This window comes from Enterobacter sp. fkY84-1 (assembly GCF_052974705.1).
Genome location: NZ_CP169393.1, coordinates 4291334 through 4313080, shown reverse-complemented (window position 1 = coordinate 4313080; position 21747 = coordinate 4291334). Strand labels below are relative to the sequence as shown.

The 21747-nt window shown below is 56.8% G+C and carries 25 protein-coding genes; 22 read left to right on the top strand and 3 right to left on the bottom strand.

Annotated features, from left to right (window positions below; translation table 11 throughout):
• Nucleotides 1-188: 188 nt before the first annotated feature.
• The 8 genes from mdcA (at nt 189) to mdcH (ending at nt 7234) form a co-directional block, all read left to right on the top strand.
• Nucleotides 189-1844: a malonate decarboxylase subunit alpha gene (gene mdcA, locus ACEPLT_RS20705; protein ID WP_021242210.1), complete on the top strand. Its 1656-nt coding sequence runs from the start codon at nt 189-191 to the stop codon at nt 1842-1844.
• Nucleotides 1844-2701 carry a triphosphoribosyl-dephospho-CoA synthase gene (locus tag ACEPLT_RS20700; protein WP_063436674.1) on the top strand — a complete coding sequence of 286 codons (858 nt, stop codon included), beginning with the start codon at nt 1844-1846 and terminating at the stop codon, nt 2699-2701. The genes mdcA and ACEPLT_RS20700 overlap by 1 nt, the downstream gene beginning before the upstream one ends.
• A gap of 9 nt (nt 2702-2710) precedes the next feature.
• Nucleotides 2711-3010, top strand: a complete 300-nt coding sequence (mdcC, locus tag ACEPLT_RS20695) for a malonate decarboxylase acyl carrier protein (protein ID WP_023294711.1) — start codon at nt 2711-2713, stop codon at nt 3008-3010.
• Nucleotides 3003-3836: a biotin-independent malonate decarboxylase subunit beta gene (locus ACEPLT_RS20690; protein ID WP_021242213.1), complete on the top strand. Its 834-nt coding sequence runs from the start codon at nt 3003-3005 to the stop codon at nt 3834-3836. Before mdcC ends, ACEPLT_RS20690 begins: the two co-directional genes overlap by 8 nt.
• Nucleotides 3836-4636: a biotin-independent malonate decarboxylase subunit gamma gene (gene mdcE / locus ACEPLT_RS20685; RefSeq protein WP_025910348.1), complete on the top strand. Its 801-nt coding sequence runs from the start codon at nt 3836-3838 to the stop codon at nt 4634-4636. Before ACEPLT_RS20690 ends, mdcE begins: the two co-directional genes overlap by 1 nt.
• A gap of 122 nt (nt 4637-4758) precedes the next feature.
• Nucleotides 4759-5718, top strand: coding sequence for an AEC family transporter (locus ACEPLT_RS20680; RefSeq protein WP_023294710.1), 960 nt, complete (start codon nt 4759-4761; stop codon nt 5716-5718).
• A gap of 2 nt (nt 5719-5720) precedes the next feature.
• Entirely contained in the window at nt 5721-6338 is a 618-nt protein-coding gene (locus ACEPLT_RS20675) for a malonate decarboxylase holo-ACP synthase (RefSeq protein WP_023294709.1), read from the top strand.
• Nucleotides 6338-7234, top strand: a complete 897-nt coding sequence (mdcH, locus tag ACEPLT_RS20670; RefSeq protein ID WP_023294708.1) for a malonate decarboxylase subunit epsilon — start codon at nt 6338-6340, stop codon at nt 7232-7234. The genes ACEPLT_RS20675 and mdcH overlap by 1 nt, the downstream gene beginning before the upstream one ends.
• A gap of 84 nt (nt 7235-7318) precedes the next feature.
• On the opposite strand, the gene ACEPLT_RS20665 is transcribed toward mdcH, so the two are convergent.
• Together ACEPLT_RS20665 and ACEPLT_RS20660 are read right to left on the bottom strand one after the other, a co-directional pair.
• On the bottom strand, nt 7319-8251 hold the full coding sequence (locus ACEPLT_RS20665) for a LysR family transcriptional regulator (protein WP_021242218.1): 933 nt from the start codon (nt 8249-8251) through the stop codon (nt 7319-7321).
• A 13-nt stretch (nt 8252-8264) separates the two neighbouring features.
• Entirely contained in the window at nt 8265-10169 is a 1905-nt protein-coding gene (locus tag ACEPLT_RS20660; protein WP_232929191.1) for an ABC transporter ATP-binding protein, read from the bottom strand.
• 138 nt (nt 10170-10307) lie between these two features.
• On the opposite strand from ACEPLT_RS20660, the gene kefG reads away from it, so the two are divergent.
• From kefG to slyD, 4 genes are all read left to right on the top strand, one after another.
• Nucleotides 10308-10859 (top strand): glutathione-regulated potassium-efflux system ancillary protein KefG, encoded by a 552-nt coding sequence (kefG, locus tag ACEPLT_RS20655; protein ID WP_014885493.1) that lies wholly within the window; start codon nt 10308-10310, stop codon nt 10857-10859.
• Nucleotides 10859-12664, top strand: a complete 1806-nt coding sequence (gene kefB, locus ACEPLT_RS20650; RefSeq protein ID WP_008503012.1) for a glutathione-regulated potassium-efflux system protein KefB — start codon at nt 10859-10861, stop codon at nt 12662-12664. Before kefG ends, kefB begins: the two co-directional genes overlap by 1 nt.
• A 12-nt stretch (nt 12665-12676) precedes the next feature.
• Nucleotides 12677-12877 (top strand): YheV family putative zinc ribbon protein, encoded by a 201-nt coding sequence (locus tag ACEPLT_RS20645; RefSeq protein ID WP_008503011.1) that lies wholly within the window; start codon nt 12677-12679, stop codon nt 12875-12877.
• Nucleotides 12878-12971: 94 nt separating this feature from the next.
• On the top strand, nt 12972-13562 hold the full coding sequence (slyD, locus tag ACEPLT_RS20640) for a peptidylprolyl isomerase (protein WP_008503010.1): 591 nt from the start codon (nt 12972-12974) through the stop codon (nt 13560-13562).
• A 51-nt stretch (nt 13563-13613) separates the two neighbouring features.
• On the opposite strand, the gene ACEPLT_RS20635 is transcribed toward slyD, so the two are convergent.
• Complete coding sequence (locus ACEPLT_RS20635; RefSeq protein ID WP_008503009.1) at nt 13614-13832, bottom strand: protein SlyX; 219 nt, start codon at nt 13830-13832, stop codon at nt 13614-13616.
• A gap of 238 nt (nt 13833-14070) precedes the next feature.
• On the opposite strand from ACEPLT_RS20635, the gene fkpA reads away from it, so the two are divergent.
• The 10 genes from fkpA (at nt 14071) to bfd (ending at nt 21723) form a co-directional block, all read left to right on the top strand.
• On the top strand, nt 14071-14889 hold the full coding sequence (fkpA, locus tag ACEPLT_RS20630) for an FKBP-type peptidyl-prolyl cis-trans isomerase (protein ID WP_032653695.1): 819 nt from the start codon (nt 14071-14073) through the stop codon (nt 14887-14889).
• A gap of 166 nt (nt 14890-15055) precedes the next feature.
• Nucleotides 15056-15778: a helix-turn-helix transcriptional regulator gene (locus ACEPLT_RS20625; RefSeq protein WP_003861697.1), complete on the top strand. Its 723-nt coding sequence runs from the start codon at nt 15056-15058 to the stop codon at nt 15776-15778.
• Entirely contained in the window at nt 15778-16164 is a 387-nt protein-coding gene (gene tusD, locus ACEPLT_RS20620; RefSeq protein WP_023345014.1) for a sulfurtransferase complex subunit TusD, read from the top strand. Before ACEPLT_RS20625 ends, tusD begins: the two co-directional genes overlap by 1 nt.
• On the top strand, nt 16164-16523 hold the full coding sequence (gene tusC, locus ACEPLT_RS20615) for a sulfurtransferase complex subunit TusC (RefSeq protein ID WP_032653688.1): 360 nt from the start codon (nt 16164-16166) through the stop codon (nt 16521-16523). The genes tusD and tusC overlap by 1 nt, the downstream gene beginning before the upstream one ends.
• Before the next feature lie 7 nt (nt 16524-16530).
• Nucleotides 16531-16818 (top strand): sulfurtransferase complex subunit TusB, encoded by a 288-nt coding sequence (gene tusB, locus ACEPLT_RS20610; RefSeq protein ID WP_008503005.1) that lies wholly within the window; start codon nt 16531-16533, stop codon nt 16816-16818.
• A 124-nt stretch (nt 16819-16942) separates the two neighbouring features.
• Nucleotides 16943-17317, top strand: coding sequence for a 30S ribosomal protein S12 (rpsL, locus tag ACEPLT_RS20605; RefSeq protein ID WP_000246815.1), 375 nt, complete (start codon nt 16943-16945; stop codon nt 17315-17317).
• 96 nt (nt 17318-17413) lie between these two features.
• On the top strand, nt 17414-17884 hold the full coding sequence (gene rpsG, locus ACEPLT_RS20600) for a 30S ribosomal protein S7 (protein ID WP_004106370.1): 471 nt from the start codon (nt 17414-17416) through the stop codon (nt 17882-17884).
• Nucleotides 17885-17980: 96 nt separating this feature from the next.
• Nucleotides 17981-20095: an elongation factor G gene (fusA, locus tag ACEPLT_RS20595; RefSeq protein WP_008503004.1), complete on the top strand. Its 2115-nt coding sequence runs from the start codon at nt 17981-17983 to the stop codon at nt 20093-20095.
• Nucleotides 20096-20164: 69 nt separating this feature from the next.
• The gene (gene tuf, locus ACEPLT_RS20590) at nt 20165-21349 is read left to right on the top strand and encodes an elongation factor Tu (protein WP_014068448.1); all 1185 of its coding nucleotides are present in this window, start codon (nt 20165-20167) and stop codon (nt 21347-21349) included.
• 179 nt (nt 21350-21528) lie between these two features.
• The gene (gene bfd, locus ACEPLT_RS20585; protein WP_008503493.1) at nt 21529-21723 is read left to right on the top strand and encodes a bacterioferritin-associated ferredoxin; all 195 of its coding nucleotides are present in this window, start codon (nt 21529-21531) and stop codon (nt 21721-21723) included.
• Nucleotides 21724-21747 lie beyond the last annotated feature (24 nt).

Genomic DNA, 21747 nt, shown 5'->3' with positions numbered 1-21747 from the left:
CCGAATTGTACCCCGTTTAGCCTGGTTTTCCGAAACATGAACTGATCCCGATCACAAATATTTACCTTGATTATTACTCTCAGGCTAATGATTCAGCTCTACGCTTAATTGATGCCTTTCTCACCAGAGCGCACACTCTACTCAACGTTAAGCAAATCAAAATGATTAGCTGAATCAGGAGGTTAATAATGTTATCTGGGCAAACACCCACCCGGCAATGGAACACGCGACGCAGCGAAAAAGCGCGTCGTCTGGCCTCCGTACCGGTGCAGGGCAAGGTACTGCCAACCGGCGATCTCGTCGCCATGCTGGAAAAACTGATCGCGCCAGGCGACAAGGTCGTGCTGGAAGGTAACAACCAGAAGCAGGCCGATTTCCTTTCCCGCTCGCTGGCCGAAGTGAACCCGCAGATCGTCCACGACCTGCATATGATCATGCCGAGCGTTGGCCGTAGCGAACATTTGGATATCTTTGAGAAAGGCATCGCCCGCAAGCTGGATTTCTCCTTCTCCGGGACGCAGAGCCTGCGCATCTCCCAACTGCTGGAGGATGGTCAGCTCGAAATCGGCGCGATTCACACCTACATCGAACTCTACTCCCGTCTCTACGTCGACCTGTCGCCCAACGTGGCGCTGATTGCTGGCTTTAAAGCTGACCGCAAAGGCAACCTCTATACCGGGGCGAGCACCGAAGATACCCCGGCGCTGGTGGAAGCCGCCGCGTTCCATGACGGCATCGTCATCGCGCAGGTGAACGAGCTGGTGGATGACGAGTGTGACCTGCCGCGCGTGGACATTCCGGGTTCGTGGATTGACTTTGTGGTGGTGGCCGATAAGCCGTTCTTTATCGAACCGCTGTTTACCCGCGACCCGCGCCTGATTAAACAGGAACACATCCTGATGGCGATGATGGCCATCAAGGGTATTTATGCGGAACACCAGGTGCAGTCCCTGAACCACGGGATCGGCTTTAACACTGCGGCGATTGAGCTGCTGCTGCCTACCTACGGTGAACAGCTCGGCCTTAAAGGCAAAATCTGTAAACACTGGACGCTGAACCCGCATCCGACGCTGATCCCGGCTATTGAAAGCGGCTGGGTCGAGAGCGTGCACTGCTTCGGCGGCGAGCTGGGGATGGAAGAGTACATCCGCGCGCGTCCGGACGTCTTCTTTACCGGTGCCGACGGCTCCATGCGCTCCAACCGCGCGTTCTGCCAGCTGGCAGGTCAGTACGCGGTGGATATGTTCATCGGCTCTACGCTGCAGGTGGACGGCTACGCCAACTCCTCAACCGTGACCCGTGGTCGTCTGTCCGGCTTCGGCGGTGCGCCAAACATGGGTCACGACCCGCACGGTCGTCGCCACGCCACGCCAGCCTGGCTGAACATGATCACCGAACCTGACCCAATGCAGCGCGGCAAAAAACTCGTCGTGCAGATGGTGGAAACCTTCCAGGCGGGCGTGAAGCCGACCTTCGTGGAAAAACTCGATGCCGTTGACGTGGCGAAAGCCTCCGGTATGCCGCTGGCGCCGGTGATGATCTACGGCGATGACGTCACCCACGTGCTGACGGAAGAGGGGATTGCCTACCTCTATCGGGCGAAAGATCTGGAAGAGCGTCGCGCCATGGTCGCCGCCGTCGCGGGGATCACCGACATCGGTCTGGGCGTGGATGCCAAACGCGTGGCGGAACTGCGTCAGAGCGGCAAGGTGCTCTATCCGGAAGATATGGGGATTCGCCGCACTGATGCCACCCGCTCTCTGCTGGCGGCAGGCAGCGTGTCTGATCTCGTGGAATGGTCCGGCGGTCTCTATAACCCACCTGCGAAATTCCGGAGCTGGTAATGAAACTTCTCCCCCAGATTCAGGTTGAAGGCGGTGCCGAATGGCTGGCGCGAACCGCCACGCAGTGTCTGATTGACGAAGCACGTTTAAGCCCGAAACCCGGTCTGGTGGACAGTCGGGGGAACGGCGCGCACCACGATTTATCCCTTGCGCTGATGGAGTGCTCCGCGCACAGCCTGACCTCCACGTTTCAGGCACTGGCGCTGCAAAGCTGGCAGCGCCCGGCAGATATCGCACTTCGGCAAACCGTCGGGCGACTCGGTCGCGAAGGCGAGCAGCAGATGATGGCCGCAACCGGTGGCGTAAACACCCATCGCGGCGCGATTTGGGCGCTGGGGCTGCTGGTCAGCGCGGTGGCGATGCTCGGCGGTGATGCCAGGGCGCAAGACGTCGCCCGCACCGCCGCACAGCTGGCGAGACTGCCGGACGACGCGGCGCCGAAGGTGTTCAGTAAAGGCCTGCGCGCCACGCACCGTTACCGCGTGCCGGGCGCGCGTGAAGAGGCGCAGCAGGCGTTCCCGCACGTTATGCAGCGCGCGCTGCCGCAGCTTCGTCTGAGCCGCCTCAACGGCAGCAGCGAAACGCACGCCAGGCTCGACGCGCTGATGGCCATCATGACCTCACTCACCGACACCTGCGTGCTGTCACGTGCCGGAATGGAAGGGCTTGATGCCATGCAGGACGGCGCCCGTGCGGTGCTGAATGCCGGCGGCAGCGCAACGCCTGCGGGCCAGCAGGCGCTGGCGAGGTTAGACCGTCAGATGCTGGCGCTCAACGCCTCACCGGGCGGCGCTGCCGACCTGCTTGCCGCCACGCTGTTTCTCGACCGCGTCGAAACGCCAAATTCAAAGCATTAAGAGGATGTTATGGAAAAAATCACATTGACCGTGCCAGCCAGCCGCACGTTAAGCGGCAGGGCGCTGGCAGGGGTAGTCGGTTCCGGGGATATGGAGGTGCTCTTCACCGCCGAACCGGGCCAGACGTTAACCATTGATATCACCACCTCCGTGGACAACAGCCGGGGGCGCTGGGAGGCGCTGTTCAACCGTCTGCAAACCGTCAGCAGCCTGCCCGCAGGGAAGCTGACCATCCACGACTTCGGCGCGACGCCGGGCGTGGCGCGCATTCGCATCGAACAGGTTTTTGAGGGGGTGAGCCATGCGTGATGACAGCAGCTTTATCGAACTGAAAGCGCGCCAGCGCGCGCAGGCCCTGCTCGACGAGGGCAGCTACCGCGAACTGCTGGATCCGTTTGAAGGCATTATTTCTCCGTGGCTTGGGCCACAGGGCATTGTGCCGCAGGCGGACGACGGCATGGTGGTGGCGAAGGGCACCATCAACGGCAAGCCTGCCGTCGTCGTGGCGATTGAAGGCGCGTTCCAGGGCGGCAGCATGGGCGAAGTGTCCGGCGCCAAAATGGCGGCGGCGCTGGAGCTGGCGGCGGAGGATAACCGCAACGGCATTCCGACTCAGGCGGTACTGTGCCTCGAAACCGGCGGCGTGCGTCTGCAGGAGGCGAACCTCGGCCTGGCGGCGATTGCCGATATTCACGCGGCGATTGTGGACCTGCGTCGCTACACGCCGGTTATTGGCATTGTGGCCGGAACCGTGGGCTGCTTCGGTGGGATGTCCATCGCGGCGGCGCTCTGCAGCTACCTGATCGTGACCCGCGAAGCGCGTCTTGGCCTCAACGGCCCGCAGGTTATCGAACAGGAGGCGGGCATTGAGGAGTACGACTCCCGCGATCGTCCGTTTATCTGGAGCATGACCGGCGGTGAAGTGCGCTATCAAAGCGGGCTGGTGGATGCGCTCGTCGGCGACGGTATCAACGCGGTGAAACAGGCGATGAACGACGCGATTGCTAAAGGCGTTCCCGCGAAACATCGCACCGATAACTACGACGATTACCTGAATCGTCTGACGAATTTCGACACCCGCAAACAGGCTGATGCCGAACAGATTAACGCGCTTTTTGCCCGGGAGGTGAAATGATGAGTAACGCAATAAGCCGTGGCGAACGCTGGCTGGACATCCTCGCCCCGAACGCCAAACGTATCGAGGGGCTATGCCCGTCCGTCCAGGCGGCAGACGGCGAGCTGAACGGCGAGGCGGTGCGCTTTGTTGCCGTGGTGCCGGATGCCAACAACCACTTCCCGCGTGCGGCGAAAGGGGAAGTGGGGCTGCTGGAAGGCTGGACCCTGGCGAAAGTGGTCAGTGAAACCGTCGCGGCGGATGCTGACAAACCCGTGAAGCGCCCGATTGTGGCGGTGATCGACGTCCCAAGCCAGGCCTATGGCCGACGCGAAGAGGCGTTTGGGATTCATCAGGCGCTGGCCGGTGCGGCAGCAGCCTATGCGAATGCCCGCCTGGCCGGTCACCCGGTGATTGGGCTTATCGTCGGCAAGGCGATGTCCGGCGCGTTCCTGGCGCACGGCTACCAGGCTAACCGTCTGATCGCCTTTAACGACAAAGGCGTGCTGATCCACGCGATGGGCAAAGAGTCTGCGGCGCGCATCACGCTGCGTACCGTCGAGGCGCTGGAAAAACTGGCGGCGACCATTCCGCCAATGGCCTACGACATCAGCAACTACGCCACGCTGGGGCTGCTCTCTAACCTGCTGGATATCAGCAACCCGGATGCCCCCTCCGATAACGATCTGACGCTGGTGAAATCCACCCTGCAACAGGCCATCAGTGACGCTCGTCAGGACACCACGTTGAAAAACCGTCTGGGTGCTGACAATCGCCGCAGCTCGGCGCTCGTACGCGAACGTATGCGAGCCAGCTGGTAAGTAAAAAGAGACCTGCCAGATGCATCAACCCGTGGGCGCGTGACAGCGCCCACGCGGGAACCTGCATCCTGAAAATAATAATCATCGCGCCAGTGCTAAAACTTTTTTACTACAGGTGATTTATGACTTACGTAATTGTTCATGCTCTTGCACCGATTTTCGTCATCATGCTGCTGGGATTCTGGGCCGGCAAGGCAAAGATGGTCGATAACAAAAATGTTTCCCTGCTTAATATCTTCGTAATGGATTTTGCACTCCCTGCCGCGCTGTTCAGTGCCACCGTGCAAACCCCGTGGACCGGCATCGTTGCCCAGTCGCCGCTGATCCTGGTGCTGACGCTGGCGATGTGGATCACCTATGCGGTCATCTACTTCCTCGCCACCGGCGTCTTTAAGAAATCGCCACAGGATGCGGCCGTGCTGACGCTCACCGTCGCGCTGCCCAACTATGCAGCGCTGGGTCTGCCGATTCTGGGCAGCGTGCTGGGCGAAGGTTCCTCTACGTCGCTCTCCGTCGCGGTCTCCATCGCCTGCGGTTCGGTGCTGATGACCCCGTTCTGCCTGCTCATTCTGGAGCGTGAAAAAGCGCGCGCCGAGGGCAATAACTCCGGTTCAACGCTTTCCATGCTGCCGGTGCTGATGTGGCGCTCCATTAAAAAGCCGATCGTGATGGGCCCGCTGCTGGGTGTGATTTTGTCCGCCATCGGCATCAAAATGCCGGAGCTGGTGCTGGCGGCGATTAAACCGCTGGGACTGTCCGCGACCGCTGCGGCGCTGTTCCTGACCGGGGTGATCCTCTCTGCCCGTAAGCTGCAGATCAACACCATGGTGATCACCTCCACCATCGCCAAGCTGCTGATTCAGCCTGCCATCGCCTGGGGTATCGTCTTGATCTTTGGTCTGCATGGCTCCGTGGCGATCACCGCGATCCTCATGATTGCGCTCTCCGCGGGCTTCTTCGGCGTGGTGTTCGGTAACCGCTTTGGCGTGCAATCGCCGGATGCTGAAGCCGTGCTGCTGTTAAGCTCCGTACTGTGTATCCTGTCGCTGCCGCTGTTTATCTCGCTGACTTCAGGAATGTAACCATGACCACAACATTACGCCCGCACGACCTTATCTGGCTTACTTCCCGCGATGCGCTGGAAGGCATCACTGAATCCTGGGTGGAGGCCGCCTGGCATACCGGCCTGCCGGTGGTGGTGCGGCGTGATGTGGATAGCGAAGGCCGGATCCCCGTTGGCGTGCGCGGTTTACGTCGCGATCAGCGGGCGGCCGGATGGGGGAAGCCCGAAAACGTGTTACGCGTGGTTTCACCAGAAGATCTGAGCGTTGCGGCCGAACTGCTGCGCTCGCCCTTTGTGACTCAGCCACCCGTTCAGGTGGCGCTTCAGCTTTCTCAGCAGGCGTGGCCGTGGACGTGGGGCATTACCGGCAGTACCGGCTACGCGCTGGCGACCGGTATCCCGGTGATCCATGCCGACAGCGATCTCGATCTGCTTATCCGCGCTCCGCTGCCGATCTCACCGGACGCCCTGACGACGTGGCAGTCCCGGCTAAGCCGTGCGCTGTGTCGTGCCGATACGCAGGTGGATACGCCCGAGGGCGGTTTCGCGCTGGCGGAGTGGCTGCGCGACGGCAAAACGCTGCTGAAAACCCGCCGTGGACCGCGCCTGGTGGCGGATCCGTGGCGCAGGGAGGAGTGATGAAAATAGTGTTTACCTTTCCGGGGCAGGGCACGCAGCACGAAGGCATGCTGCAAAACCTGCCGGGAACGGAACTGGCTCAGGCGCGTGAGGTGCTTGGCACCGAAGTGGATACGCTGGATAGCGCAGACGCGTTAAGCCATACCCGCGCGGTTCAGCTTTGCCTGCTAATTGCAGGCGTGGCCTGGGCGCGCGAGCTGGAACGGCGCGGCGTGGCGCCGGATATCGTCAGCGGGCTGTCCATCGGCGCTTATCCGGCGGCGGTCATTGCAGGCGCGCTGGACTTCACGGATGCGCTGAAGCTGGTGGCGCTGCGTGGCGATCTGATGGAGCAGGCGTATCCGCACGGCTACGGCCTGACGGCAATTATGGGGCTCACTCTGCCGCAGGTGGAAGACCTTATCCAGGGCACCGGGACCTACATTGCCAACCTGAATGCCGAAACGCAGATCGTGATTGCCGGAACCGATGAAGGGATGGCGGAGGCGGCGTCGCGCGCGCTGGCGAAAGGGGCGAGCAAGGCCAAACGGCTGGCGGTCAGCGTGCCGTCGCACTGCGAACTGCTGACAGCACCCGCGCAAAAGCTGGCAACGGCGTTTGAATCGGTCACGCTTTCACGCCCACGCTGCGCCTACCTGAGCGGCAGCACCGGGCGCGTGTTGTGGCAGCCGGAAAAGATCGCCGACGATCTGGCGATGAACATGGCGCGTACGGTGCGCTGGCAGGAGGCGATGATTTCAGCGAATGAACGCGAAGCCCGGCTGGCGATCGAGATGCCCCCCGGCGGCGTACTGACCTGCCTGACGCGTCAGGCGCCGTGGGAAGGAGAGACGATTTCACTGGAGCGCAGCGGGGTGGACGTGGCGGTACATCTGGCGAAGCGACTCCGTGCGTGATGGTTTAGCACGGTGGCGGCTGCGCCTTACCGGGCCTACTACGGACTCTAGGCCCGGTAAGCGTAGCGCCACCGGGCAATACCATCAGGCACTATCCTGCAAACTGCGGGCATACATCCGCCCTTCGGCGGCCAGCGCCCGCAGGCTTGGATCCTGCTCGCGGTTGCGGGCAAAGACGATGGCGATCAGCTGTTGCATCTGGTACGGCTCGGCAAGCTTCAGGAGCTGCACGGAATTCTCATAGACCTTTTTCATCCTGCCCGGCATCAGCGTAAAGCCCACTCCCGCCTGCACCAGACTGAGCATGGAGAAAATGTCATTCACCCGGGTAACAATCTCCGGCTCGAACCCGGCGATATGAAACGCCTCCTGGAAGCCTGCATAGGTGGCGAACCCTTCCGCAAGAGAGACAAATTTCCGATCTTTATAGTCGCGCAGATCGGCCGGGCCGCGGGTATTGAGCGTCGCGGAGGCCGGTGCGGCAAGGAAGATGTCGTCATGGAACAGCGGGAGCACTTCCAGGCTGTTACGGTCGATATCGCTCTCGGAAATGGAGATAAGAATGGCGTCCAGAGAGCCTTCATCCAGCATGTGCAGCAGGGTTTCGTTGGAGCCCATCGTCAGATCCATTTCCAGATCCGGACGACGTAGCTTCATGCCCATGATCAGACGCGGCACGGTTTCCAGGGTGAGCGAGTAGAGCGTTCCGACTCGCAGCCGCCCCTGGCCGATCCCGGCAATTTTGCGCGACGCTTCCAGCCCGCGCTCCATCACCTGCATCACTTCCTGACAATATTCCAGTAAGGTCCAGGCGGAAGGGAGAGCAATCAGGTTGCGCCCCTTATGGGTAAAGAGCGGACAGCGCACGTTCTCTTCCAGCGTGTGCAGCGCACGGTGAACGCTGACGCCGCTCAGGCCCAGAGTTTCGGCGGTACGCGCGATATTCCCCTTCTCCATAAACGTCATGAAGATGCTGAGCTTGCGGAATGTAATCTCGCTCGTGTTATCGAAACTCATAGCCCTCCCGGTATCAGTCAGCCTGCAGCATCGCTTCCAGCTGTTCCTGCGCGTCCAGCCACGCCATCTCACACTCTTCAAGGCTCGATTTGGTCTTCGCCTGCGTTTGCAGGCAGTCCGTCAGTTCGGCTTTACGGCTCTGGTCATACAGACCGCTGTCGCCGAGCTTCTCTTCAACGGTAGCAAGCGTGGCGTTGAGCTTTTCCATCTCTTTTTCGAGACGGGCAATCTCTTTACGCAGCGGCTGCGTCTGGGTGCGCAGCTCCGCTTCACGGCGCTTCTGGTCTTTACGCGCCTGCGCGCTGTTGGCGTTCTCTTTCGCTGACTCTTCCGGCTGGTTCTCCTGCTTCTGCACGTCCGTCAGCCACTGCTGGTAGTCTTCCAGATCGCCGTCGAACGGTTCGACTTTGCCGTCGTGCACTAAGTAGAGATCGTCCGTGGTGGAGCGGATAAGGTGACGATCGTGTGAAACGACAACCAGCGCCCCTTCGAATTCAATCAGCGCTTCGGTCAGCGCCTGACGCATGTCGAGATCCAGGTGGTTGGTCGGTTCATCGAGCAGCAGCAGGTTCGGGCGCTGCCAGACGATCAGCGCCAGCACCAGACGGGCCTTTTCGCCGCCGGAGAAGCGCTCGGTGTTTTCGGTGACCTTATCGCCCTGGAAGCCGAAGCCGCCGAGATAGTCGCGCAGCTTCTGCTCCATCTCCTGCGGCGCCAGACGCGCGAGGTGCTGAATCGGGGATTCATCAGCGCGTAAAAATTCCAGCTGATGCTGGGCGAAGTAACCCAGCTTGATGCCCTTCGCCAGGCCGATTTCACCCTTGACCGGATTAAGCTCGCCCGCCAGCAGTTTGATCAGCGTGGATTTACCGGCACCGTTGCGCCCGAGCAGACCAATACGTGAACCCGGCACCAGGTTGAGCTTGATGGAGTCGAGAATAATGCGGTCGGCATAACCCGCGCTGACCTTTTCCATTTTCAGCAGGGGATTTGGCAGGCTTTCCGGGGCCCGGAAGCTGAAGTGGAACGGGTTGTCGACGTGCGCCGGGGCGATCATCTCCATGCGCTCCAGCATCTTGATGCGGCTCTGGGCCTGCTTCGCCTTTGACGCCTTGGCCTTGAAGCGATCCACAAAGCTTTGCAGGTGCGCCACGCGCTGCTGCTGGCTTTCGTACATGGACTGCTGCTGGGCAAGACGCGTCGCGCGCTGGCGCTCGAAGGAGCTGTAGTTGCCGGTGTACTCGAACATCGTTTGCTGTTCGATATGAATGATTTTATCCACCACCGGGTCGAGGAAGTCGCGGTCGTGGGAGATCAGAATCAGAGTGCCCTGATAGCTCTTGAGCCACTTCTCCAGCCAAATAACCGCATCGAGATCGAGGTGGTTAGTCGGTTCATCGAGCAGCAGCAGGTCAGAGCGGCAGATCAGCGCCTGCGCCAGGTTGAGGCGCATACGCCAGCCGCCGGAGAAGTCGCTGACCGGGCGTTCCAGCTGCTCATTGCTGAAGCCCAGGCCGTGCAGCAGGCTGGAGGCGCGGGAGCGAATGGTCCACGCGTCAATGGCGTCCAGCTTGCCGTGAACGGTGGCGATGGCGTGACCGTCGTTGCGCTCGTTGGCGGCATTGAGCTCCGCTTCGAGCCTGCGGTATTCGCGGTCGCCGTCGATAACATAGTCGAGTGCCGGTTCGCTCAGCGCGGGCGTCTCCTGGTTTACCCAGGCGAGCTGCCAGTTCCCCGGGAAGGTGAAGTTACCGCCATCCGCGCTAATCTCGTTTTTCAGCAGCGCCAGCAGGGTGGATTTACCACAGCCGTTTTTGCCGACCAGACCCACTTTCTGGCCCGGGTTGATGGTAGCAGTGGCGTTATCCAGCAGGACGCGCACGCCGCGACGAATTTGTAACGAGGAGAAAACAATCATAGAAGCGCCGTATGTTCCGACTATGTTAATTTGTCATTATGATAATGTAAGGTGTGGGCCATTTTCCGCACCGGGCCGTCATGGTAGCCCAAAACAGCGACGATACACAAAAACAGAAACAAGACCGGGAGGGGAATGATGTCTCAGACAGCAAAAGTGCTGCTGCTGTATGCCCATCCGGAATCTCAGGACTCGGTGGCAAACCGGGTGCTGCTTAAGCCGGCTACTCAGCTCAGCAACGTGACGGTGCACGATCTCTACGCGCACTATCCTGATTTCTTTATTGATATTCCTTACGAGCAGGAACTGCTGCGTCAGCATGACGTGATTGTGTTCCAGCATCCGCTTTATACCTACAGCTGTCCGGCGCTGCTCAAAGAGTGGCTGGACCGCGTGCTGAGTCGGGGCTTCTCCAGCGGGGTGGGGGGCAACCAGCTGGCGGGAAAGTACTGGCGTAGTGTGATTACGACCGGTGAACCCGAAAGCGCCTACCGCCACGACGGGCTGAACCGCTATCCGATGAGCGACATTCTGCGGCCTTTTGAGCTGACGGCGGCCATGTGCCGTATGCACTGGATGAGCCCGATTATTGTCTACTGGGCCCGTCGTCAGGATCCGAAAGAGCTGGCCAGCCACGCCAGAGCCTACGGTGAATGGCTGGCGTCACCGATTCCGGCAGGAGGGCGTTAATGGAAGGATCGAATTTGCTCCTCGCCGGGGTGCTGTTTTTATTTGCGGCCGTCGTCGCGGTGCCGCTTGCAGCGCGTATTGGTATCGGTGCGGTACTGGGGTATCTGCTGGCGGGGATCGCCATTGGCCCCTGGGGACTGGGATTCATCAGCGATGTGGATGAAATACTCCACTTCTCCGAGCTGGGCGTGGTGTTCCTGATGTTCATCATTGGCCTTGAGCTTAACCCTTCAAAATTGTGGCAGCTCCGACGCTCCATCTTTGGCGTAGGTGCCGCTCAGGTGTTGCTCAGCGCCGCGATTCTGGGTGGCCTGTTAATGCTGACGAATTTCTCCTGGCAGGCGGCGGTGATCGGCGGGATAGGCCTTGCGATGTCGTCGACGGCGATGGCCCTGCAGCTGATGCGCGACAAGGGGATGAACCGTAACGAAGCCGGTCAGCTGGGTTTTTCGGTGCTGCTGTTCCAGGATTTGGCGGTCATCCCGGCGCTGGCGCTGGTGCCGCTGCTGGCGGGCTCCGGCGACGACCACTTCGACTGGGCGAAAATCGCGATGAAGGTGCTGGCCTTCGCGGGGATGCTGATTGGCGGACGTTTCCTGTTACGTCCCGTATTCCGCTTTATTGCCGCGTCCGGCGTGCGCGAGGTGTTTACCGCCGCGACGCTGCTGCTGGTGCTGGGGTCGGCATTGTTTATGGACGCGCTGGGGCTGTCGATGGCGCTCGGGACCTTTATCGCCGGGGTGCTGCTGGCGGAAAGTGAATACCGCCACGAGCTGGAAATTGCCATCGATCCCTTCAAAGGGTTGCTGTTGGGGTTGTTCTTTATTTCGGTGGGGATGGCGCTCAACCTTGGCGTGCTCTATACCCATCTCCTGTGGGTTGTGGTGAGCGTCGCTATCCTGGTGGCGGTGAAAACGCTGGTGCTGTACGTTATGGCGCGCATTTACGGCCTGCGCAGTTCGGAGCGCATGCAGTTTGCGAGCGTGTTGAGCCAGGGAGGTGAGTTCGCGTTTGTGCTGTTCTCTACCGCCTCGTCCCAGAAGCTGTTTAAAGACGATCAGATGGCGCTTTTGCTGGTAACGGTCACGCTGTCCATGATGACCACGCCACTGCTGATGAAGATGGTGGATAGACTGCTGTCGCGCCGCCTGAACCCGGCAGACGACGAAGACGAAGCGCCGTGGGTGGAAGACGATAAGCCCCAGGTGATCGTGGTGGGCTTTGGCCGCTTTGGACAGGTAATCGGCCGTTTGCTGATGGCGAACAAAATGCGCATTACGGTGCTGGAGCGGGATATCAGCGCGGTCAACCTGATGCGCAAATATGGCTACAAGGTTTACTACGGCGATGCGACCCAGCTCGAGCTACTGCGCTCGGCGGGGGCAGAGGCGGCCGAATCCATCGTGATTACCTGTAACGACCCGGAAGACACGATGAAGCTGGTGGATCTGTGCCAGCAGCATTTCCCGCATCTGCATATTCTGGCGCGTGCGCGGGGACGTGTTGAAGCTCACGAATTATTGCAGGCGGGTGTGAAACACTTCTCCCGTGAGACGTTCTCCAGTGCGCTGGAGCTGGGGCGCAAGGCGCTGATCTCGCTTGGCATGCATCCGCATCAGGCGCAGCGCGCCCAGATGCATTTCCGCCGGCTGGATATGCGGATGCTGCGCGAGCTGATGCCGGTCCATACCGATACGGCGCAGATCTCCCGCGTGCGGGAAGCGCGTCGCGAGCTGGAGGAGATCTTCCAGCGCGAGATGCAGCAGGAACGACGCCAGCTCGATGGCTGGGATGAATTTGAATAAGGGTAACGAAAGATGGCTGTACGTAAACGCTTTATCGCGGGTGCAAAATGCCCGACCTGCCAGGCGCAAGATACCCTGGCGATGTGGCGGGAAAATAATATTGATGTTGTTGAGTGTGTTAAGTGCGGTCACCAGATGCGTGAGGCCGACAAAGAGGCGCGCGAGCACGTTCGCAAAGAAGAGCAAGTTATCGGGATTTTTCATCCGGACTAGCGATATGCCCTGAGTTTTTTTAAGCTAAAGGGTACACAGGTGCAGATTTCCGCTACAATCTGCGCCAGCAATTTTCCCACGCTCAGGAGATATCATGAAAGTAGCAAAAGACCTGGTGGTCAGCCTGGCCTATCAGGTACGTACAGAAGACGGTGTGTTGGTTGATGAGTCTCCGGTGAGTGCGCCGCTTGACTACCTGCATGGTCACGGTTCCCTGATTTCCGGCCTGGAAAACGCGCTGGAAGGTCATGAAGTTGGCGACAAATTTGACGTTGCTGTAGGCGCGAACGACGCTTACGGTCAGTATGACGACAACCTGGTTCAGCGCGTTCCTAAAGACGTGTTCATGGGCGTTGACGAACTGCAGGTTGGCATGCGCTTCCTGGCGGAAACCGACCAGGGCCCGGTTCCTGTTGAAATCACCGAAGTGGAAGATGACCACGTCGTGGTTGACGGCAACCATATGCTGGCTGGCCAGAACCTGAAGTTCAACGTAGAAGTTGTTGCGATCCGCGAAGCGACCGAAGAAGAGCTGGCTCATGGCCACGTTCACGGTGCGCACGGTCACGACCATGACCACGATCACGGCCACGACGGCTGCTGCGGTGGTCACGGCCACGACCATGGTCATGACCACGGCCACGGTAAAGGTGGTTGCGGTAACGGCGGCTGCGGCTGCCACTAATTCCGTCATGCGGAAAATAAAAAAGCGGGATTATCCCGCTTTTTTTACGCCTCAATAATGAGGAGGTGGCGTCTCTTCTGACTGAGAGGCGATGTTCGACGGCTGCGTAGCCTTCAGCTTTTCCGTCAGCAGGCGCATATGATCCCGCAGTTTCGCCATTTCGAGCTCATGTGCGGTCACGGTCTGGTTTAGCTCTTCGATGGTGATGTCCTGAAAAGCCAGGCGGCTTTCCAGCTCAGCCATTCTCGCTTCTATCGTTGTATCCTTCATCATTCACCTCGTTTATTTCAGATTCGCCATAATGGCCCAGCGGCGGCGCAGTTTAACTGAGTTTATCCTTAAGTACAGTTCGCATCCCTCTGGCAAGAAACTTATTTAAACAAAAATAGTCTGAAAAGTGGCGAGAATTGGACGTGTCTGTCTGTAGATTTCTTCTGCAACGTTTTATAGTACGTCACTCATTTACGTTTAACGCTGGGGTGAGAGTCCCCAGGCCCTGGAGATATGGATGAAATCACTGTTTAAAGTAACGCTGCTGGCGACGACGATGGCTGTTGCGCTGAACGCGCCGCTGTCATTCGCTGCTGATACTGCTGCGAAGCCTGCTGCCACTGCAGACAGCAAAGCAGCGTTCAAAAATGACGACCAGAAATCCGCCTACGCACTGGGCGCATCTCTGGGTCGTTACATGGAAAACTCTCTGAAAGAACAAGAGAAACTGGGCATCAAACTGGATAAAGCTCAGCTGATCGCAGGCGTTCAGGACGCATTTGCCGATAAGAGCAAGCTGTCTGACCAGGAAATTGAACAGACTCTGCAGGCGTTCGAAGCGCGTGTGAAGGGCGCCGCGCAGACTAAGATGGACGCGGACGCTAAAGACAACGAAGCGAAAGGCAAAGCCTACCGCGATGCCTTCGCTAAAGAGAAGGGTGTGAAAACCTCTTCGACTGGCCTGGTGTACAAAGTTGAGAAAGAAGGCACCGGCGATGCACCTAAAGACAGCGACACGGTTGTCGTGAACTACAAAGGTACGCTGATCGACGGTAAAGAGTTCGATAACTCTTACACCCGTGGTGAGCCGCTCTCCTTCCGTCTGGATGGTGTGATCCCTGGCTGGACTGAAGGCCTGAAAAACATCAAGAAAGGCGGCAAGATCAAGATGGTCATCCCACCGGATCTGGCCTATGGCAAAACCGGCGTTCCGGGGATCCCTGCCAACTCTACGCTGGTCTTTGACGTAGAGCTGCTGGACATCAAACCGGCACCGAAAGCGGATGCCAAGGCAGACGCACCGGCTGACGATAAAGCCGATGCTGCTAAGAAGTAATGCTGAAAAAAAACCGCCGCCTTTAAGGCGGCGGTTTTTTATTGTGGGGCAGATATAATTAACACTGGAAAGCGTTAGGCACGCTGTATTAATTTAGTTGTCCGTGTAGATAATGAGCCTGCCCTGAAAACCTAACGACAGGCTCCTGAAAAGGAGTGTTTTTTTCATGTCCAGGTCGCTTTTAACCAACGAAACCAGTGAACTTGATTTGCTGGATCAACGTCCTTTTGACCAGACCGACTTCGATATTCTGAAATCCTATGAAGCGGTAGTGGACGGGTTAGCGATGCTCATTGGCTCCCACTGCGAAATCGTATTGCACTCCCTGCAAGATCTGAAGTGTTCCGCCATCCGCATTGCGAATGGTGAGCATACTGGCCGTAAAATTGGCTCGCCAATTACCGACCTTGCATTGCGTATGTTGCATGACATGACCGGCGCGGACAGCAGCGTCTCCAAATGCTATTTCACCCGCGCCAAAAGCGGCGTGCTGATGAAATCAGAAACCATCGCGATTCGAAACCGCGAGCATCGTGTAATTGGGCTGCTGTGCATCAACATGAACCTTGATGTGCCTTTCTCGCAGATCATGAGCACCTTTATTCCACCCGAAACGCCGGATGTTGGCTCTTCTGTTAACTTTGCCTCTTCCGTCGAAGATCTCGTCACGCAGACGCTTGAGTTCACCATTGAAGAGGTGAATGCCGACCGCAACGTCTCGAACAACGCCAAGAATCGCCAGATCGTGCTCAATCTCTATGAAAAAGGGATTTTTGATATTAAAGACGCCATCAACCAGGTGGCCGATCGTCTCAACATCTCCAAGCACACGGTCTACCTCTATATTCGCCAGTTCAAAAGCGGTGATTTCCTGGGACAAGATAAGTAATGCGTTATGCGTTAATGGTGACAGGCCCGGCGTACGGGACTCAGCAGGCCAGCAGCGCGCTGCAGTTTGCGCATGCGCTGCTGGCAGCCGGACATGAGCTGGCGAGCGTCTTCTTCTATCGGGAAGGGGTGTATAACGCGAACCAGTTTACGTCACCGGCGAGCGATGAGTTTGATGTGGTGCGCGGCTGGCAGGCATTAAACGAAAAGCAGGGCGTAGAACTGCACATCTGCGTGGCGGCGGCACTGCGCCGCGGCGTGACCGATGCAACCGAAGCCGCCCGTCTTGGTTTATCGGGTTCTAACCTGCAGCCCGGTTTTTCGTTAAGCGGTCTGGGTGCGCTGGCACAGGCGGCGCTCACCTGCGACAGAGTGGTGCAATTCTGATGAAGCGCGTGGCATTTGTTTTTGCGTCTGCACCGCACGGGAGCGCTTCTGGCCGCGAAGGGCTGGATGCGTTACTTGCGACGTCCGCGCTGACCGAAGATATCGGCGTCTTCTTTTTAGGGGACGGTGTGTTTCAGCTTCTGGCGGATCAGCAGCCACAGGCCATTCTGGCGCGGGATTACATCGCTACGTTTAAAGTGCTGCCGCTGTATGACATTGAAACCCTGTATGTCTGCGCCGACTCGCTGGCCGCTCGCGGTTTGGATGAGAAGACGCCTTTCGTGCTGGATGTGACCGTCGTCTCTTCTGCGGCATTGCGCGAACACCTTTCCCACTACGACACCGTTCTGACTTTCTGAGGCTGCCATGCTCCATACTCTGAGCCATTCACCATGGCAATGTGATATCGACGCGTTACTGAGTATGCTGCGCGACGGTGATGACCTGCTGCTGATTCAGGACGGCGTGCTTGCCGCACTTGAAGGCAGCCGCTTCGTTGAAATGCTCACGAATGCCCCCATAACAGTTTCTGCGCTGAAAGACGATCTGGATGCGCGGGGTCTTTCTGGTCAAATTTCAGCCAAAATTGACGTGGTTGGCTATACTGATTTCGTCAATCTTACTGTGACGCACGCCAGTCAAATGAACTGGTGATTTGAGATCGCTGTATATTTCTTGACACCTTTTCGACGTAGCCCTAAAATTTCGCGTCCTCATATTGTATGAGGTCGTTTTATTACGTGTTTACGAAGCAAAAGCTAAAACCAGGAGCTATTTAATGGCAACAGTTAACCAGCTGGTACGCAAACCACGTGCACGCAAAGTTGCGAAAAGCAACGTGCCTGCGCTGGAAGCCTGCCCGCAGAAACGTGGTGTATGTACTCGTGTATATACCACCACTCCTAAAAAACCAAACTCCGCACTGCGTAAAGTATGCCGTGTGCGTTTGACTAACGGTTTCGAAGTGACTTCCTACATCGGTGGTGAAGGTCACAACCTGCAGGAGCACTCCGTGATCCTGATCCGTGGCGGTCGTGTTAAAGACCTTCCGGGTGTTCGTTACCACACCGTTCGTGGTGCGCTGGACTGCTCAGGTGTTAAAGACCGTAAGCAGGCTCGCTCCAAGTACGGCGTGAAGCGTCCTAAGGCTTAATGGTTCTCCGTTAAGTAAGGCCAAACTGATTTATCTTAATGTCATACTAAACTCTTTGAGTTTTGGACAATCCTGAATTAACAACGGAGTATTCCCATGCCACGTCGTCGCGTCATTGGTCAGCGTAAAATTCTTCCAGATCCGAAATTCGGATCAGAACTGCTGGCAAAATTTGTAAATATCCTGATGGTAGATGGTAAAAAATCTACTGCAGAAGCAATCGTATACAGCGCGCTGGAGACCCTGGCTCAGCGTTCTGGTAAAAATGAACTGGAAGCTTTCGAAGTCGCTCTCGACAACGTTCGCCCAACTGTAGAAGTTAAGTCCCGCCGCGTTGGTGGTTCTACTTATCAGGTTCCAGTTGAAGTTCGTCCGGTTCGTCGTAATGCCCTGGCAATGCGTTGGATCGTTGAAGCTGCTCGTAAACGCGGTGATAAATCCATGGCTCTGCGTCTGGCGAACGAACTTTCTGATGCTGCAGACAACAAAGGTACTGCAGTTAAGAAACGTGAAGACGTTCACCGTATGGCAGAAGCCAACAAGGCGTTCGCACACTACCGTTGGTAATCCCTTCGGAGTCTTAGTCACCAGGCGGGCGCTTCAGAGAAGCCGCCCGCTCTGGGTAACTTAACTGAACGCCTAAAGATATAAACGAGGAATCAAATGGCTCGTACAACACCCATCGCACGCTACCGTAACATCGGTATCAGTGCGCACATCGACGCCGGTAAAACCACTACTACCGAACGTATTCTGTTCTACACCGGTGTAAACCACAAAATCGGTGAAGTTCATGACGGCGCAGCCACCATGGACTGGATGGAACAGGAGCAGGAGCGTGGTATCACTATCACCTCCGCAGCGACTACTGCATTCTGGTCAGGTATGGCTAAGCAGTACGAACCGCATCGCGTAAACATCATCGACACCCCAGGGCACGTTGACTTCACCATCGAAGTAGAACGTTCCATGCGTGTTCTTGACGGCGCGGTAATGGTTTATTGCGCAGTTGGTGGTGTTCAGCCACAGTCTGAAACCGTATGGCGTCAGGCGAACAAATATAAAGTTCCACGCATCGCGTTCGTTAACAAAATGGACCGTATGGGTGCTAACTTCCTGAAAGTTGTTGGTCAGATCAAAACCCGTCTGGGCGCGAACCCTGTTCCGCTGCAGCTGGCAATTGGTGCTGAAGAAGGCTTCACCGGCGTTATCGACCTGGTGAAAATGAAAGCCATCAACTGGAACGATGCAGACCAGGGCGTTACCTTCGAATACGAAGATATCCCAGCTGCAATGCAGGACCTGGCTGACGAATGGCACCAGAACCTGATCGAATCCGCTGCTGAAGCTTCTGAAGAGCTGATGGAGAAATACCTGGGTGGTGAAGAACTGACTGAAGAAGAGATCAAAAAAGCTCTGCGTCAGCGCGTTCTGAACAACGAAATCATCCTGGTAACCTGTGGTTCTGCGTTCAAGAACAAAGGTGTTCAGGCGATGCTGGATGCGGTAGTTGACTACCTGCCATCCCCAGTTGATGTTCCTGCGATCAACGGCATCCTGGACGACGGTAAAGATACCCCGGCTGAGCGTCACGCAAGCGACGAAGAGCCATTCTCTGCACTGGCGTTCAAAATTGCTACCGACCCATTCGTGGGTAACCTGACCTTCTTCCGCGTTTACTCTGGTGTGGTTAACTCCGGTGACACCATCCTGAACTCCGTGAAAGCGGCGCGTGAGCGTTTTGGCCGTATCGTACAGATGCACGCTAACAAACGTGAAGAGATCAAAGAAGTTCGTGCGGGCGACATCGCTGCAGCTATCGGTCTGAAAGACGTGACCACTGGTGACACCCTGTGTGACCCGGATCACCCGATCATTCTGGAGCGTATGGAATTCCCAGAGCCGGTAATCTCCATCGCGGTTGAACCAAAAACCAAAGCTGACCAGGAAAAAATGGGTCTGGCTCTGGGCCGTCTGGCGAAAGAAGACCCATCATTCCGCGTATGGACTGATGAAGAATCTAACCAGACCATCATCGCTGGTATGGGTGAACTGCACCTGGACATCATCGTTGACCGTATGAAGCGTGAATTCAACGTTGAAGCGAACGTGGGTAAACCTCAGGTTGCTTACCGCGAAGCGATTCGCGCGAAAGTTACCGACATTGAAGGTAAACACGCTAAGCAGTCTGGTGGTCGCGGTCAGTACGGTCACGTTGTGATCGACATGTACCCACTGGAGCCGGGCTCTAACCCGAAAGGTTACGAGTTCATCAACGACATCAAAGGTGGTGTAATTCCTGGCGAATACATCCCAGCCGTTGATAAAGGCATCCAGGAACAGCTGAAAGCGGGCCCTCTGGCTGGCTATCCGGTTGTTGATATGGGTGTTCGTCTGCACTTCGGTTCTTACCACGACGTTGACTCCTCTGAACTGGCGTTTAAACTGGCTGCGTCTATTGCCTTTAAAGAAGGCTTTAAGAAAGCAAAACCAGTTCTGCTTGAGCCAATCATGAAGGTTGAAGTAGAAACTCCTGAAGAGAACACCGGTGACGTTATCGGTGACTTGAGCCGTCGTCGCGGTATGCTGCGTGGTCAGGAATCCGAAGTAACTGGCGTTAAGATCCACGCTGAAGTTCCGCTGTCTGAAATGTTCGGATATGCAACTCAGCTGCGTTCTCTGACCAAAGGTCGTGCATCATACACCATGGAATTCCTGAAGTATGATGATGCGCCTAACAACGTTGCTCAGGCCGTTATTGAAGCCCGTGGTAAGTAATCCACAGGATTAAAACCTAAGTCCCGTGCTCTCTCCACAGGGGAGAGCACTATAGTAAGGAATATAGCCGTGTCTAAAGAAAAATTTGAACGTACAAAACCGCACGTCAACGTTGGTACTATCGGCCACGTTGACCATGGTAAAACTACCCTGACTGCTGCAATCACTACCGTTCTGGCTAAAACCTACGGTGGTTCTGCTCGTGCATTCGACCAGATCGATAACGCACCAGAAGAAAAAGCTCGTGGTATCACCATCAACACTTCCCACGTTGAATACGACACCCCGACTCGCCACTACGCACACGTAGACTGCCCAGGCCACGCCGACTATGTTAAAAACATGATCACCGGTGCTGCGCAGATGGACGGCGCGATCCTGGTTGTTGCTGCGACTGACGGCCCAATGCCTCAGACTCGTGAGCACATCCTGCTGGGTCGTCAGGTAGGCGTTCCTTTCATCATCGTGTTCCTGAACAAATGCGACATGGTTGATGACGAAGAGCTGCTGGAACTGGTAGAGATGGAAGTTCGTGAACTGCTGTCTCAGTACGATTTCCCAGGCGACGATACTCCAATCGTTCGTGGTTCTGCTCTGAAAGCGCTGGAAGGCGAAGCTGAGTGGGAAGCGAAAATCATCGAACTGGCTGGCTTCCTGGATTCTTACATCCCAGAACCAGAGCGTGCGATTGACAAGCCATTCCTGCTGCCAATCGAAGACGTATTCTCCATCTCCGGTCGTGGTACCGTTGTTACCGGTCGTGTAGAGCGCGGTATCATCAAAGTTGGTGAAGAAGTTGAAATCGTTGGTATCAAAGAGACTGCGAAGTCTACCTGTACTGGCGTTGAAATGTTCCGCAAACTGCTGGACGAAGGCCGTGCTGGTGAGAACGTTGGTGTTCTGCTGCGTGGTATCAAACGTGAAGAAATCGAACGTGGTCAGGTTCTGGCGAAGCCAGGCTCAATCAAGCCACACACCAAGTTCGAATCTGAAGTGTACATCCTGTCCAAAGACGAAGGCGGCCGTCATACTCCGTTCTTCAAAGGCTACCGTCCACAGTTCTACTTCCGTACTACTGACGTGACCGGTACCATCGAACTGCCAGAAGGCGTTGAGATGGTAATGCCAGGCGACAACATCAAGATGGTTGTGACTCTGATCCACCCAATCGCGATGGACGACGGTCTGCGTTTCGCAATCCGTGAAGGCGGCCGTACCGTTGGCGCGGGCGTTGTTGCTAAAGTTCTGGGCTAATTAATTATCCCTGAATTAAAAAAGGACGCTTCGGCGTCCTTTTTTGTTTTCTACCGCTCAGGCGTCGTCACAAAATTTCGCATTTTTTGCCTGCTCCCGCCCCGCATTCTGGCGTTTGTGCTATTGTAATCATAACCATTCTCACTTACACTTTGCGCATAATTTGAACGGGAGTTTCTATGTACGTTTGTTTATGTAATGGTGTAAGCGACAAAAAAATACGTCAGGCCGTTCGCCAGTTTCAGCCCCAGTCATTCCAGCAGCTTCGCAAATTTGTTCCGGTGGGAAATCAATGCGGTAAATGCGTACGTGCTGCGCGAGAGATCATGCAGGACGAGCTGATGCAGATCCCGGAATACAAAGAGATCGCCTAAGCGCCCATCTTTTTTTTGACATCC

Coding starts and splice junctions, on each gene's coding strand:
- mdcA (WP_021242210.1), top strand. CDS start 189: ATGTTATCTGGGCAAACACCCACCCGGCAATGGAACACGCGACGCAGC.
- ACEPLT_RS20700 (WP_063436674.1), top strand. CDS start 1,844: ATGAAACTTCTCCCCCAGATTCAGGTTGAAGGCGGTGCCGAATGGCTG.
- mdcC (WP_023294711.1), top strand. CDS start 2,711: ATGGAAAAAATCACATTGACCGTGCCAGCCAGCCGCACGTTAAGCGGC.
- ACEPLT_RS20690 (WP_021242213.1), top strand. CDS start 3,003: ATGCGTGATGACAGCAGCTTTATCGAACTGAAAGCGCGCCAGCGCGCG.
- mdcE (WP_025910348.1), top strand. CDS start 3,836: ATGAGTAACGCAATAAGCCGTGGCGAACGCTGGCTGGACATCCTCGCC.
- ACEPLT_RS20680 (WP_023294710.1), top strand. CDS start 4,759: ATGACTTACGTAATTGTTCATGCTCTTGCACCGATTTTCGTCATCATG.
- ACEPLT_RS20675 (WP_023294709.1), top strand. CDS start 5,721: ATGACCACAACATTACGCCCGCACGACCTTATCTGGCTTACTTCCCGC.
- mdcH (WP_023294708.1), top strand. CDS start 6,338: ATGAAAATAGTGTTTACCTTTCCGGGGCAGGGCACGCAGCACGAAGGC.
- ACEPLT_RS20665 (WP_021242218.1), bottom strand. CDS start 8,251: ATGAGTTTCGATAACACGAGCGAGATTACATTCCGCAAGCTCAGCATC.
- ACEPLT_RS20660 (WP_232929191.1), bottom strand. CDS start 10,169: ATGATTGTTTTCTCCTCGTTACAAATTCGTCGCGGCGTGCGCGTCCTG.
- kefG (WP_014885493.1), top strand. CDS start 10,308: ATGTCTCAGACAGCAAAAGTGCTGCTGCTGTATGCCCATCCGGAATCT.
- kefB (WP_008503012.1), top strand. CDS start 10,859: ATGGAAGGATCGAATTTGCTCCTCGCCGGGGTGCTGTTTTTATTTGCG.
- ACEPLT_RS20645 (WP_008503011.1), top strand. CDS start 12,677: ATGGCTGTACGTAAACGCTTTATCGCGGGTGCAAAATGCCCGACCTGC.
- slyD (WP_008503010.1), top strand. CDS start 12,972: ATGAAAGTAGCAAAAGACCTGGTGGTCAGCCTGGCCTATCAGGTACGT.
- ACEPLT_RS20635 (WP_008503009.1), bottom strand. CDS start 13,832: ATGAAGGATACAACGATAGAAGCGAGAATGGCTGAGCTGGAAAGCCGC.
- fkpA (WP_032653695.1), top strand. CDS start 14,071: ATGAAATCACTGTTTAAAGTAACGCTGCTGGCGACGACGATGGCTGTT.
- ACEPLT_RS20625 (WP_003861697.1), top strand. CDS start 15,056: ATGTCCAGGTCGCTTTTAACCAACGAAACCAGTGAACTTGATTTGCTG.
- tusD (WP_023345014.1), top strand. CDS start 15,778: ATGCGTTATGCGTTAATGGTGACAGGCCCGGCGTACGGGACTCAGCAG.
- tusC (WP_032653688.1), top strand. CDS start 16,164: ATGAAGCGCGTGGCATTTGTTTTTGCGTCTGCACCGCACGGGAGCGCT.
- tusB (WP_008503005.1), top strand. CDS start 16,531: ATGCTCCATACTCTGAGCCATTCACCATGGCAATGTGATATCGACGCG.
- rpsL (WP_000246815.1), top strand. CDS start 16,943: ATGGCAACAGTTAACCAGCTGGTACGCAAACCACGTGCACGCAAAGTT.
- rpsG (WP_004106370.1), top strand. CDS start 17,414: ATGCCACGTCGTCGCGTCATTGGTCAGCGTAAAATTCTTCCAGATCCG.
- fusA (WP_008503004.1), top strand. CDS start 17,981: ATGGCTCGTACAACACCCATCGCACGCTACCGTAACATCGGTATCAGT.
- bfd (WP_008503493.1), top strand. CDS start 21,529: ATGTACGTTTGTTTATGTAATGGTGTAAGCGACAAAAAAATACGTCAG.